The sequence below is a fragment of the Stenotrophomonas sp. 1337 genome (genome assembly GCF_031455455.1).
In the GTDB taxonomy this organism is placed as follows: Bacteria; Pseudomonadota; Gammaproteobacteria; order Xanthomonadales; family Xanthomonadaceae; genus Stenotrophomonas; species Stenotrophomonas indicatrix.
On record NZ_JAVDSR010000012.1, the window covers coordinates 128,389 to 141,292 of the forward strand.

The following is a 12,904-nucleotide window of genomic DNA, read 5'->3' on the forward strand; positions in this document are numbered from 1 at the left end:
CAAACGCAGGCATTCCGGTGGATGCCGGCCAGCGGCCGGCACTACCCACATCCGCAGGCATTCCGGTGGTTGCCGGCCAGCGGCCGGCACTACCCACATCCGCAGGCATTCCGGTGGTTGCCGGCCAGCGGCCGGCACTACCCACATCACCGCTGCGACGGCCCCCAGTAGCCCAGGTCCTTGCGGATCTGCAGGTCCCGGACCCAACTGCCAAACGGCTTGCGACGCAGCACGCCCATTTCGCCGGACAGGAAATCCTCGGTGGCGGCGATCACCCGCTCGCTGGACAGGCCATCGCGATAGGGGTGGATGGCATCGGCGTAACGCACGATCTCCGCCTGCAACGCCGCGTCGGGATGCAGCGCGCGCGCCAGCATGGCCGGTAGCTGCTGCGGATCATCGAAATCGATCATGTGCGGCTTCGGCACGCGGTTGCGGAAGGTCACCACCGGCTTGTGCTGGACGATGAACTCCGAAACGATCGATGAGGTGTCCGACACCAGCACGTCGGCGGCGCGCTGGGCGGCCATCACCTGCTCCGGTTCGATGAACCGTGCATTGGCGCCGGCCAGCGCGCGGTAGCGTTCGAACAGTTCCGGCGGGCACTTCGGGTGCAGGGTCAGCAGCCAGTAGTGCTGCCCGGCGGCGATGTCGGCCGCGATCTGCGCATGCAGGTGCGGGGCGGCGCTCAAGCGCTCGGTGAAGGTAGATCCGAACAGGATCACCGGGCGGCCGCCGGCTGCACTGCGCAGCGCGGCACTGTCGCCACCGTCGTCGCGGAACAGCGGGTCCAGCTTCGGCCAGCCGGTTTCCGCCACGGCGAAATGGCCCTGCACTGCCGCGATCTCGCGGAACGGCGAGGTGGTGGCAGGGCCCTGCGTGCAGTACAGGTCGAACATGCCGCGCACCCGGAAGTGGCCACGCGCACTGTCGCGCTTTTCCACGTTGAAGCCATGGAACAGCTGCACCTTGGCCCCCGACAGGAAGGTCGGCACCCAGTTGGCCGCGCTGAACACCGCCCGCGGCCGCATCGCCAGGGCCTGCTTCAGGCCGATGTTCGGCACGCCGGGCAGCTGGCTGCCAGCCGCACCATCTTCGAACCAGGCCGCCACTTCCTGGCCGGAAGCGTGCAAGGCCTGCACCAACGGGGCGAGAATAGGCAGCGCATAGCGCTCCGTCGCAAACAACAGGTACCCGGCCATCATGTCCTCCACGACCGCTCCCATCGAACGGCCTCGCATCTCGGCCTGCATTATCGCGTTCAACGAGGCCGGGCGCATTGGCGACTGCCTGGCCTCGCTGGCCTTCTGCGATGAGATCGTGGTGGTGGACTCGCAGTCCACCGACGCCACGGTGGCCATCGCCGAGGCGGCCGGCGCCCGCGTGCTGCAGCGTCCGTTCGATGGCTTCCGCAGCCAGAAGGCATTCTGCGTCGAGCAGGCCACCCACCACTGGGTACTGTGCCTGGACGCCGACGAGCGCATCAGCCCGGAACTGCGCACGGCCATCGAGCAGGCCCGCGACGGCGGCTTTGCAGGTCATGCGGGTTACCGCTTCGCCCGCCTGTCGGAGTACTTCGGCAGGTTCCTGCGCCACGGCAATGCCTATCCGGACCGGGTGCTGCGCCTGTTCGACCGCCGCCACGGCGGCTGGCGCGGCAAGCGCGAGATCCATGAGGCGGCCAGTGTCGATGGCACGGTCGGCACCCTGCGCGGGGACCTCATCCACTTCCCCTACCGCTCGCTGCATCAGCAGCTGGCCAAGACCGAGAAGTACGCACGGATGATGGCCGAACACGAGTTCGCGCGCGGCAAGCGGGCCACCCTCGGCAAGCTGGTGCTGGCCCCGGCCTGGCGGTTCTGGCGCGGCTTCCTGTTCCGTGGCGGCTTCCGCGACGGCTGGCATGGCCTGGTATATGCCTACGTGCGCGCCAACTACGTGCGCCAGAAGACCATCATGCTGTGGATGCTGGGCAACGGTCAGGCCGTGTCCGATCCGCCCAACCCCTGAGTGCGGAATCGAGGGTGGCTGGACGCTACCGGGCGTTCTTCGCCCGGTGCCGCGCCCCTTCCACGATCGACAGGCCGGCCAGCAGGCCGACGATGGTGACGTAGAAGCTTGCGGTCATCTGGTGCGCGAACATCGACTGGGTCAGGCCGCACAGGATGTAGGACGCCACCACCATCACACCGGCGGCGGCAGGGCCACGGAAGGTAGCGTGTCCACTGCGCCGGTGCAGGCGCAGGAACACCCACAGTGGCACCCCGTATACCGCCAGCAGCAGCAACATGCCCGGCAGGCCCTGGGTGGCCGACCACTCGGCCAGATCGTTGTGCGCATGGCGCAGGTGGCAGCGGATTTCCTGCGGATTCTCGCGGCAGGCCGGCACCCGCTTCATGGCCCTGTCGAAGTGGCCGATGCCCACCCCGGTCAGTGGATGGTCGAGGAAGGTCTCCCACGCCACCTGCAGGCGCTCGACGCGCGCGCCGGCCGAAGAGTCGCTGTCACCCTGCTCCATGCGCTGCACATCACTGTGCAGTTCAGACAACCGCACCTGGTGGCGCAGTTCGGGCACCGACAGCAGCAGGGTCGCGCCGATGGCCAGCATGCCGGCAAGCACTGAAAGACGCGCCGCGCCGGTGCGCCAGCGCAGGCTCAGTGCCAGCACCACCAGCAGCGCCAGCAGGGCCGCGAACACGCCCCGGCTTCCGGTCAGGATGATGGTTCCGCAGCCGGCGGCCATGCCGACGATCACCAACGACCAGCGCCGCGACGGCCGGCAGAACACCAGCAGCACCATCAGCATCATCACGATGTCGGCGAGCACGATCGCGTTGGTGAACAGTTCGGCGCGTGGCGCACCCTGGAACACCTGCAGCGCCGAAAGCACGAAGGTGCCCACCAGTCCGGCCAACGCACCGCGCCACAGCCAGCGCATGTCCGGGCGCAGCGCACACACCCACAGTGCGATCCACGGGATGACCAGGAAGCGGGATCGATTGTCGACATCGCGCAGGCCCTGTTCGAACAGCGCGACCGACACGATGGCCATCACCAGCACCGCCAGCATCAGCCAGCTGAGAACCTTGATCGGCTGCATGTCCATACGCCGGGCCTGCCACAGCAGGCCTGGCACCATCGCCGTGCTGACCAGCAGCAGCAGCGCGTAGGGCAACAGGTTGATCGGGATCGTCAGCACCAGTGCCGGCATGCAGAACAGGCCGATCTGCGCCAGCCAGTGCGCCGCGCGCGGGCGCCTGCCTGCGGGGACGCCCAGCGGATCGCCGATCGTGGATTCCAGGTTGTGCTGTGAAGCTGCCACGTCGAAAAAGTTCGCTGCAATCCGGCGGAATGAACGGGATCACTGGCACGGCCGATCCCACGCTGACGTTTTACTGCCTTTGCTGTCGCTTGGGCAGTCTGGACAAGCACGGGCCAGGATGGTTATTCCTCACGTTGCAGCCGCCGTTCACGTTCGCGTTCCTCCGCGCTGGCCACGCAGCGGCCCTGCACGGCAGCAGCCGGTACCAGCCACCAACGGCGGCGGTTGGCGATCCCGGCCAGCTCGGCACGGTCGCGGTCGATGCAGGGCAGCAGCGCGTCTTCGTGGACCAGCAACCAGCGGCGCCGGGGCGCCAGCTGTTGCCATTCCACCGCCGCAGCCAGCTGCTCATCCCAGGGCTCGTTGAAACCGAAGGTGGCTGCCGGGCGGTCGGCCATCAGCAGATTCTGCTCTTTCCAGGCCACCAGTCCCAGCTCGGCATCGGCGCCGATACGCTGGCCGGTGTGCCGCATCAGGCCGCGGGCGGAACTTGAATCATTCAGCAGCGGATAGCCGATCAGGCTGTACAGCACCCACACCGCAGTGAGAGTCGAAACCAGCGCCAGTTGACGGCGGCCGCGCCCGAACAGCAGCAGGCTGGCCACACCCCAGCCGCCCATCGCCATCGCCGCCCAGGCCAGGGCGTTCATTTCGCCATTGCCGATGCCCCGCGTCTGCATCAGCCGCACTTCGAAGCCGGGCTTGCCCAGCAGGGCAGACAACCCCGCGGCCAACGTCCCCAGCGACAGCAGCAGGGTGAACGCGCCCAGCAGCCATTGCACATCGCGCCGGCGCAGCAGCCCCGGCAGCAACGGCGCCAGTGCCAGGCAGAACATCGGCAACGCCGGCAGGATGTAGACGTCGCGCTTGCCATTGGGGATCGAGAAGAACAGCACGATCAGCGCCCACCAGCCCAGCAGCAACAGATAGCGTGCGTCCCGGCGCTGCAGCCGGCGCCGCCAGGCGGGGATCGCCCACGGCACCGCCAGGAAGGCCGGAATCCACATCGACGGCATGGTGCCCAGGAAGTACCACCAGGGCTGGTGGTGGTCCCACGATTGCGCATAGCGCTTGGCGGTCTGCCGGAACAGGATGTCGTCCATGTAGGCCAGGTATTCGCCGGAACGGGTGGCCAGCGCGGTCATCACCATGGGCACCAACCACAGCGCGACGGCCAGCACGAATGCCAGCGGCGCCAGCCAGAAGCGCAGGTCGCGCGCATGCAGCCGCACCCGTGGCCAGTGCAGGGCCGAACCGATCACCGCTGGCACGATCATCAGCAGCGCGATCACGCCCACGCCCTTGGTGATCACCCCGATGCCGGCAAAGAACCAGCCCAGCCACCACCAGCGCCAGGCAGGCCCCAGCAGCAGGTGGCGAAGCAGGCCATAGTTGGCCAGGGTGATGAACAACACCACCAGCGGGTCGATCTGCGCTTTCTTCGACTGGAAGGTGAACTGCAGGGCAAACAGCAGCGCCCAGCCAGCGTACAGACCGACCTGGCGTGTCCACAGGCGCCGGCCGAGGTCGACCACGCACCACAGCGTTCCCAGTGCAGCGATCAGCGAAGGCAGCAGGAACGCCACGCGCCAGTTGCCGATCACGCTGTACAGCGTGGCCTGCCACCACATCAGCATCGGCGGCTTGTCCGAGTACAGCTCCAGCCCACGGTGCGGGAACAGCCAGTCGCCGCTGTCCACCATCTGCTTGGCGACCAGGGCGAAGCGCGGTTCGTCCGAGGGCCAGGGATCGCGTAGTCCCAGCCCGGCACCCAACACCAACAGGGCCATCACAACGAACAGCCATGTCTGGCGTGACGCGCGGGTTTTCAGCATGGGGGCTCGGACAGCGGTTGGGTCAGCCCTTTTTTAGCAGACGCGCGTAGAAAAATCCGTCAGCATCGTTTTCACCGGGCAGGCGCTGGCGAGCAATACCGTCACAATCCAGACCAAATGCGTCATCCAGCGCGACCGCTTCCGCATCCGCGTGCCATTTCAGGAAGCCCTTTACCTGATCGACGTTTTCCGCGCGCAGGATCGAGCAGGTGGCATACAGCAACACACCACCGGGGCGCAGCATCGACCAGCAGGCTTCCAGCAGGCGGGCCTGGATGCCGACCAGCGCATCGATGTCTTCCGCACGGCGATGGAACATCACGTCCGGTTGCCGGCGGATGACGCCGGTGGCCGAGCACGGCGCGTCCAGCAGGATCGCGTCGAACGGAACGCCGTCCCACCATGCCCCCGGATCGCTGGCATCGGCCACCAGGACCTGGGCGCCTTCGCCCACACCGGTGCGGGCGAACGTATCCCTTGCGCGCGCCAGACGACGGGCATCGATATCCAGCGCCAGCAATTGCAGGCTGGGGTCACGCTCGAGCAGGTGCGCCGACTTGCCGCCCGGGGCGGCACAGGCGTCAAGCACGCGGCTGCCGGTCGGCGGCGCCAGCGCGTCGGCTGCACACTGCGCCGACAGATCCTGCACCGACAGCAGGCCTTCGCCGAAACCGGGCAGCTGGTTCACCGGAACCGGCACGGCCAGTCGCAGCGCATCAGCGCTCAGCGCGCTGGCTTCGGCGGCAATGCCCGCCTCGGCCAGGGCCGCCATCATCTTGTCGCGCCCGCCCTGCTGGCGGTTGGCACGCAGCCACAGCGGCGCTGGCTGCAGGCTGGCGGCGAAGATCGCCTCGGCCTGTGCCGGCCAGTCGTGCTCGACGGCCTCGGCCAGCCATGCCGGAAATGCGTCGCGCGCCGGTTGTTCGGGGAAGCCTTCGCGCTGGGCCCGTCGCAGGATCGCATTGACCAGGCCAGCCTGGCGTTCGCGGCCAAGTGCGCGTGCAGCATCGACCGTCGCCGACAGGGCCGCATGGGCAGGCAGTTCCAGCACATCCAGCTGGGCGAAGCCCACCATCAGCAACGTGCGCAGGTCGGCATCGCGTGCGGACAGCGGCTTCTGCATCCATCCCTGCAGGGCGGCGTCATAGGTGCTGCGACGACGCAGCACCGCAAAGCACAACGCTTCAAGCAGCGCGCGGTCGCGGGTGTCGGACAGCTTCGGCAGCGCCCAGGCCAGTTCCGCCTTGAGCGAACGACCGCGGGTGAACACCTGCGCCAGCACGCGCGCAGCCAGCATGCGGGTGGCCGCGCCCGGCGCCGCCTTGGCGATGGAAAAATCGTTTGCCTTGCTCACCCGTCAAACCCCCACGCGCAGATCACGGCGCGCATTGAGGTAGTCGGCAGCGGTAATTGCCTTGCCGCCTTCGCGCTGCAGCACGCGCAGGCGCAACGCGCCCTGCCCGCAGGCGATGTCGATGCCCTCGCGGCCCGCGGCCAGCACCGTGCCCGGCGCCTGGCCATGCGCCACATCCAGCGCCACCGCGCCGTGGATGCGCACGCGCTCACCGGCCAGCAGTGCCTCGGCAATCGGCCACGGATTGAATGCACGCACCGTGCGCGCCAACGCTTCTGCGTCCTGCGCCCAGTCAAGTTTTGCCTCGGCCTTGTCCAGCTTGTGCGCGTATGTCACGCCCTGCTCCGGCTGCGGCCGTGCGATCGGCTTGATGCCGGCGCGCAGCAGGCCCAGCCCATCGGACAGCACCTGCGCGCCGAGCTCGGCCAGCTTGTCGTGCAGCTGGCCACCGGTATCGGTAGCGGCGATCGGCAGCTCCTGGTGCAGCAGCACCGGGCCCGTATCCAGACCGGCTTCCATCTGCATCAGGCAGATGCCGGTCTTGCTGTCACCGGCCTGGATGGCGCGCTGGATCGGTGCGGCGCCACGCCAGCGCGGCAGCAGCGAACCGTGCACGTTCCAGCAACCGTGGGTCGGAATGGTCAGCACCGCCTTGGGCAGGATCAGGCCATAGGCCACCACCACCATCAGGTCCGGCTGCAGGTCACGCAGCTGCTGCTGGGCCGCTTCGTCCTTCAGCGTTTCCGGCTGGTACACGGGGATGCCACGGGCGACCGCTTCCAGCTTGACCGGCGAAGGCGCCAGACCACGGCCGCGACCGGCAGGGCGATCGGGCTGGGTATAGACAGCCACCACCTCGTGATGACGCGCGGCCGCGCGCAGCGACGACACCGCGAATTCCGGCGTACCGGCAAAGACAATCCTCATGGCAACCCCACTTGCAGGATGAAATCGTGCAGGAAAAAAAACGGCGCCGTCGGCCGGCGCCATGCAGCCCGCGCGTCACGCGCAGGCGCGGGCCACCCCGAAGGGCGGCCCGGAGCAGCGATCACGCCACGTGCTTGCGCTGCTTGGCCAGCTTCTTGCGGACCATCTCGCGCTTCAGCGGCGACAGGTAATCGATGAACAGCTTGCCGTCCAGATGGTCCATCTCGTGCTGCACGCAGACCGCCAGCAGGCCGTCGGTGGTCAACTCCTGCGGCTGCCCCTGGCGATCCAGGAACTTGACGGTGATGGTGTCGGCACGGGTCACGTCGGCGAAGATGCCAGGCACCGACAGGCAGCCTTCCTGGTACACCTGGCCCCCGTCCTTGGCGACGATTTCCGGGTTGATGAAGACGCGCGGCTCGTTCTTTTCTTCGCTCACGTCGATGACCATGAAGCGCTGGTGCACGTCCACCTGGCTGGCAGCCAGGCCGATGCCCGGGGCGTCGTACATGGTCTCGAACATGTTGTCGAGCAGCTCCTGGAACGCCGGCGTGGTCACTTCGGCGGCATCGATCAACGCAGCCTTGGTACGCAGGCGCGGATCGGGGAACTCAAGGATGGGGAGTAAAGCCATGGCAGTTTCCGGGGTTGGGGCCGGGGTACGCCGGCATACGTCGCAGATTCTAGCTCCAACGCTTGCCTTGCGCCCCGGTTTCTGGACTATAGTGCGCGAACCTGTTGGGGAATCAGGGCTTCACACCTATGTTGCTTCGTTTTCGTACGGTCGTCGCCGCGGCGATGCTGACCGTGGCTGCCTATGCTACCGCCGTGGAAGTGAATGGCGGGCACCCGGACACCTATGTGGTCCGCAAAGGGGACACCCTGTGGGACATCGCAGGACGATTCCTGCAGAAACCATGGCTGTGGCCGGAGATATGGCAGGCCAATCCGCAGGTCGCCAATCCACACCTGATCTATCCCGGTGACGTCCTCAGCCTGGCCTACCTGGACCGCGTGACGGCCCAGCCCGGCCCGCGCCAGGAAGCCCCGGTAACCGGCGTGCCGCTGGCCCAGGTCGAGCCGTTCCTGAAGCAGCTCAGCGTGGTCGACAGCATCGAACAGCTGCCCTATGTGGTCGGCCTGGAAGACAACCGCCTGCGCGCCACCGGTGGGCAGACCGCCTATGTGCGCCTGGCCGACGCCCAGGTCGGGCAGCGCTGGGCCGTGGTCCGCCCGACCGTGCGCTACGCCCAGCCCAAGCCCACCGAGGACCTGACCGCCAACGGCGACGTCACCCCGGGCAGCGGCAATCTCTGGAAGGCCTTCAGCGCGCCCAACCACCGCCGCGGCGTGCTGGGTTATGAGCTGGCACAGGTCGGCACCGGCACCATCACCCAGGTGGCCGGCGGCAAGACCGAAGCGTCGACCCTGGCGCTGGACAACGCCAGCGGCGGCCGTGAAGTACGTGCAGGCGACCGCCTGGTGCCGGTCGAGGCCACCCCGTACGACCTGCAGTTCTTCCCGCATGTGCCCGCAGCCGGCGTGGAAGGCGTGGATGTACGCGTGCTGGCAGTCACCGATATGTTCACTACCGGCGGCCCGCGCGATGTGATCGCGATTTCCGCTGGCCGCGCCCAGGGCGTGGACAACGGCACCGTGTTCTCGCTGTGGCGCCATGGCAGCCACGTGGCGCACCGGATGAAGTTCCCGGGGTCCTCGCGCATGGACGACTCGATCAGCACCGGCGCCGGCCGGGTCAGCCTGCCTGATGAGTACGCCGCGCATGCCATGGTCTTCCGCACCTTCGACAACGTCAGCTATGCGTTGGTGATGCAGGGTGTGAAGCCGGTGCGTGTGGGCTACAGCGCGCTGCATCCGGACGCGAGATGATCCGGCGCCGGGCCCCGCCCGGCCTCGGCAGGGAGTGCCGACCGCATCGGCCGGCAACCTCCGGGATACCCTGACAGCAATACGCGAAGGCGCCCTAGGGCGCCTTTGTTGCGTGAGGCCGATAGTCGGGGGATGACTGAGCATGGACATGAGGCGCTGCTGCGCCTGTTGATCGCGGCTGGTTCCCTGGCACCCAGGCGCGCGCTGCTGCAGACCACCGGCAATGCGGATGCAGCGTTGGCGCTCGGTGTTGCAGGCTGGCGGGCCCACGGCTGCACACCGGAACAATGCGCTGCACTGGAGCGTCCCGATACCCGCGCCCTCGCGCTTGCGCAGCGCTGGCTGCAGCAGCCTGATCATCATCTGCTGGCCTGCAACGATCCAGCCTTCCCGCCCCTCCTGCTTGATGCACCCAATCCGCCCCTGGCGCTGTTCGTTGCCGGCGATCCGGCCATCGCCTGGCGTCCTGCGGTGGCCCTGGTCGGCAGCCGTTCACCCACCCCCGCCGGCCGTGCCCTGGCCGCCCGGTTTGCCACCTGCTTCGTCGAGGCCGGGCTGGCGGTGACCAGTGGATTGGCGGCAGGCATCGATGCGGCCGCCCACCAGGCGGCGCTGGAGGCAGGCGGCTGCACCCTCGCGGTGATAGGCACTGGCCCGGACCGCGCCTATCCCACCAGCCATGCCCGCCTGCAGGCAAGAATCGCCACCGACGGCGCGGTGCTCAGCGAGTACCTGCCAGGTACGCCCGCACGGCCGGGTCACTTCCCCGCGCGCAACCGGCTGGTGGCCGGGTTGGCCCTGGCCACGGTGGTGGTCGAGGCTGCACAACGCTCGGGCGCCCTGATCACCGCCCGGCTGGCAGCCGAAGCCGGCCGCGAGGTCTGCGCGATACCCGGTTCGGTACTCAATCCGCGCGCCGCCGGCTGCCACCGGCTCATCCGTGAAGGGGTTGCCCTGGTCGAACGGCCCGAAGAAGTGCTGGAACTGCTGGCCCCGGCACTGCGTCACCAGCTTCCGGGCTTGCAAACCCGGCTTGCCACCCCCACTGAACAGGCAGCGCCGGCGGACCTGCCGGCATGCTGGGCGAACGACGCTGACTACCAGCGCTTGTGGCGGGTGCTGGAGCACGACCCAATCAGTATGGATTCACTGATCACGCAGTGTGGATTGACGGCGTCGGAGGTGTCCTCCATGCTGCTGGCCATGGAACTTGCGGGGATCGTGGTGTGCGTACACGGCCGCTACTGTCGACGTCCCTAGTTTCTTCACCTCCACAGCGTCGCGCGACGCAGGCCGAGGGGCAATGAAAGAGAGCATCCTGGATGTACTGTTGTACCTGTTTGAACACTATTTCAGCGAAGATGCGGACCTGATCCGTGACCGCGACTCCCTGCAGAATGGCCTGATCCAGGCCGGTTTCAGCCCTACTGAGATCAACAAGGCATTCGAATGGCTCGATGCCCTGGCAGCGCAGCGCCCAAGCGCGGCCCAGGCCCGGGTCGATGGCCCGGTGCGCATCTATCACGGCCCGGAGCTGGACAAGCTTGACGTGGAGTGCCGTGGTTTCCTGCTGTACCTGGAACAGCACGGCATCCTCGATGCCGGCCAGCGCGAGCTGGTGCTGGACCGGGCGATGGCCCTGGACCAGGACGAACTGGACCTGGACGACCTGAAATGGGTCGTGCTGATGGTGCTGTTCAACCAGCCCGGCGCCGAGGCGGCCTACGCCTGGATGGAAACGCAGATGTTCGTGGACGAGCCAGAACCCCTGCACTGACCGTACACTTGGGGACCGTGCGCATTCAGGAGCGTCCCCGTGAGTGAGTGGTTCCATGCCGAAGGCAACCGCCAGCAAGGCCCGTTGCCCTCGGAACAGTTGATCGAGCTGTTCCGCAGCAACCAGATCACCCTGGACACCCTGGTATGGCGCGACGGCTTGCCGCAATGGCAGCCGTTGCGCAACGTGGTCGACGAACTGGGCCTGATCGTGCCCGCCGTTGATGCAGCCGCCACGGCACCACCGCCGCCGCCTGCCGCCCCTCTGCCGCCAACCCTTCCCCCCGCCTCTCCGTACGCGACCACGCCGATGGACGCTGCCCCGGTCGCGAAGAAGGGCCTGTCCGGCTGCGCGTTGACCGCCATCATCGGCGGCGTCGCACTGCTGGTGGTGGTGCCGATCCTGGCCATCCTGGCCGCGATCGCCCTGCCGGCCTACAACGACTACACCATCAAGGCCAAGGTCGCCGGCGCGGTCACCGTGCTGCAGCCGCTGAAGGACAAGGTCCAGCACTTCGCCGATGACCAGGGCCGCTGCCCGGGCGCCAACGACGCCGGCTTCCCGGCGGCGGACGAATTCGCAGGCCAGGGCCTGTCGGCCGTGCATATCGGCCGCTTCAACAATGGCCACTGCGGCATCGAAGCGACGCTGGCGGTTCCCGGCAAGAGCCAGGATGGCGACCTGCTCTGGCTCGAATACGACCGCGACAGCGGGCGCTGGGAATGCAGCGGCGAAAGCGACGACAAGTATCTGCCCACGCAATGCCGCGGCTGAGCCGCGCACCGGGCAACCCACCAAGGACGACCCAACAGGGGACATGCAATGACTGAGTGGTACTACGCCGAAGGACAGCAACGCCAGGGACCGCTGGAGGTCACCGAGATCCGCCAGCGCTTCCAGCGTGGCCAGTTGAACCTGGACACCCTGGTCTGGCGCGAAGGCATGGGGCAGTGGGCGCCGCTGCGGCAGATGGTGGAAGAGCTGGGCCTGCAGACCCTGGCCGATGCCAGCACGTCCACCGCCACCGGTGGCTTCGACCTGCGCAACGACTACGCCGCGATCGACAACGGCACCGCGCCCCTGCCGGGCACCGGCGCCCTCAGCAGCTCGCCGTACACCGCGCCCGGTGCAGGCGGCAGTGACTATTCGCAGCCGGTGCAGGGCGGCGAAGTGGTCTATGCCGGCTTCTGGAAGCGCTTTGCCGCCTACCTGATCGACTACTTCGTCCTGCTGATTCCCAGCGGCGTGGTCGGTGGCGTACTGGGCTTCGTGCTCGGCGCGGGCATGGGCGCTGCCGGCAGCGGCGAAACAGCGGTTGAAGTGGTCACCCAGCTGATCAGTGGCCTGGCCGGCCTGTTCATCGCCGCCGCTTACTACGGCTGGTTCCATGCCTCCCGCGGCGGTGCCACCCTCGGCAAGATGGCCATCGGCATCAAGGTCGTGCGCGGCAATGGCGATCGCCTGACCCTGGGCCGCAGCATCGGCCGCTATTTCGCCACCATCCTCAGTGGCCTGACACTGTGCATCGGCTACCTGATGGCCGCCTTCACCGAGCGCAAGCAGGGCCTGCATGACCTGATCTGCGACACCGTGGTGGTCGACCGCTGGGCCTATACCGACCAGCCGCAGCTGCAGCGCCGCGAGATGGGCACGGTGACCATCGTGATCCTGGTGCTGGGCGGCCTGCTGATGCTGGCCGGTTTCGCCGCGATCATCTTCGCCGTCGGCGTCATCGCCAACATGGCGTCGTGATCGCGGATCGAGGGCCAATGCGCCGTCGCGGACGGCCATCCTCACGC

Annotated in this window: 12 protein-coding genes; 6 read left to right on the top strand and 6 right to left on the bottom strand. The window is 67.7% G+C overall.

The genetic code is table 11. The features are described from left to right. Positions 1-146: 146 nt before the first annotated feature. On the bottom strand, positions 147-1,205 hold the full coding sequence (locus J2X70_RS16510; RefSeq protein ID WP_059065248.1) for a CDP-glycerol glycerophosphotransferase family protein: 1,059 nt from the start codon (positions 1,203-1,205) through the stop codon (positions 147-149). On the opposite strand from J2X70_RS16510, the gene J2X70_RS16515 reads away from it, so the two are divergent. Beyond that, entirely contained in the window at positions 1,204-2,010 is an 807-nt protein-coding gene (locus tag J2X70_RS16515; RefSeq protein WP_059065250.1) for a glycosyltransferase family 2 protein, read from the top strand. The genes J2X70_RS16510 and J2X70_RS16515 overlap by 2 nt on opposite strands. Before the next feature lie 25 nt (positions 2,011-2,035). Here J2X70_RS16515 and J2X70_RS16520 read toward each other — a convergent pair whose 3' ends face one another. From J2X70_RS16520 to def, 5 genes are all read right to left on the bottom strand, one after another. Continuing rightward, positions 2,036-3,211, bottom strand: a complete 1,176-nt coding sequence (locus tag J2X70_RS16520; RefSeq protein ID WP_229655712.1) for an O-antigen ligase — start codon at positions 3,209-3,211, stop codon at positions 2,036-2,038. A gap of 233 nt (positions 3,212-3,444) precedes the next feature. Then, complete coding sequence (locus tag J2X70_RS16525) at positions 3,445-5,157, bottom strand: glycosyltransferase family 39 protein (protein WP_025879056.1); 1,713 nt, start codon at positions 5,155-5,157, stop codon at positions 3,445-3,447. A gap of 22 nt (positions 5,158-5,179) precedes the next feature. After that, positions 5,180-6,511, bottom strand: a complete 1,332-nt coding sequence (gene rsmB / locus J2X70_RS16530; protein ID WP_059065252.1) for a 16S rRNA (cytosine(967)-C(5))-methyltransferase RsmB — start codon at positions 6,509-6,511, stop codon at positions 5,180-5,182. A gap of 3 nt (positions 6,512-6,514) precedes the next feature. After that, the gene (gene fmt, locus J2X70_RS16535; protein ID WP_049468220.1) at positions 6,515-7,438 is read right to left on the bottom strand and encodes a methionyl-tRNA formyltransferase; all 924 of its coding nucleotides are present in this window, start codon (positions 7,436-7,438) and stop codon (positions 6,515-6,517) included. A 121-nt stretch (positions 7,439-7,559) separates the two neighbouring features. Then, complete coding sequence (def, locus tag J2X70_RS16540; protein ID WP_025879059.1) at positions 7,560-8,072, bottom strand: peptide deformylase; 513 nt, start codon at positions 8,070-8,072, stop codon at positions 7,560-7,562. Between the two features lie 128 nt (positions 8,073-8,200). Between def and J2X70_RS16545 the strand changes: the two genes are divergently transcribed. From J2X70_RS16545 to J2X70_RS16565, 5 genes are all read left to right on the top strand, one after another. Continuing rightward, entirely contained in the window at positions 8,201-9,328 is a 1,128-nt protein-coding gene (locus J2X70_RS16545) for a LysM peptidoglycan-binding domain-containing protein (protein WP_059065254.1), read from the top strand. Between the two features lie 132 nt (positions 9,329-9,460). Beyond that, positions 9,461-10,588 (top strand): DNA-processing protein DprA, encoded by a 1,128-nt coding sequence (gene dprA / locus J2X70_RS16550; RefSeq protein WP_059065256.1) that lies wholly within the window; start codon positions 9,461-9,463, stop codon positions 10,586-10,588. Between the two features lie 43 nt (positions 10,589-10,631). Further along, positions 10,632-11,105, top strand: coding sequence for a DUF494 family protein (locus tag J2X70_RS16555; RefSeq protein WP_025879062.1), 474 nt, complete (start codon positions 10,632-10,634; stop codon positions 11,103-11,105). A 39-nt stretch (positions 11,106-11,144) separates the two neighbouring features. After that, positions 11,145-11,879 (top strand): GYF domain-containing protein, encoded by a 735-nt coding sequence (locus J2X70_RS16560; RefSeq protein ID WP_032976674.1) that lies wholly within the window; start codon positions 11,145-11,147, stop codon positions 11,877-11,879. Positions 11,880-11,927: 48 nt separating this feature from the next. Then, positions 11,928-12,857, top strand: a complete 930-nt coding sequence (locus J2X70_RS16565) for an RDD family protein (RefSeq protein ID WP_059065258.1) — start codon at positions 11,928-11,930, stop codon at positions 12,855-12,857. Positions 12,858-12,904: the final 47 nt, after the last annotated feature.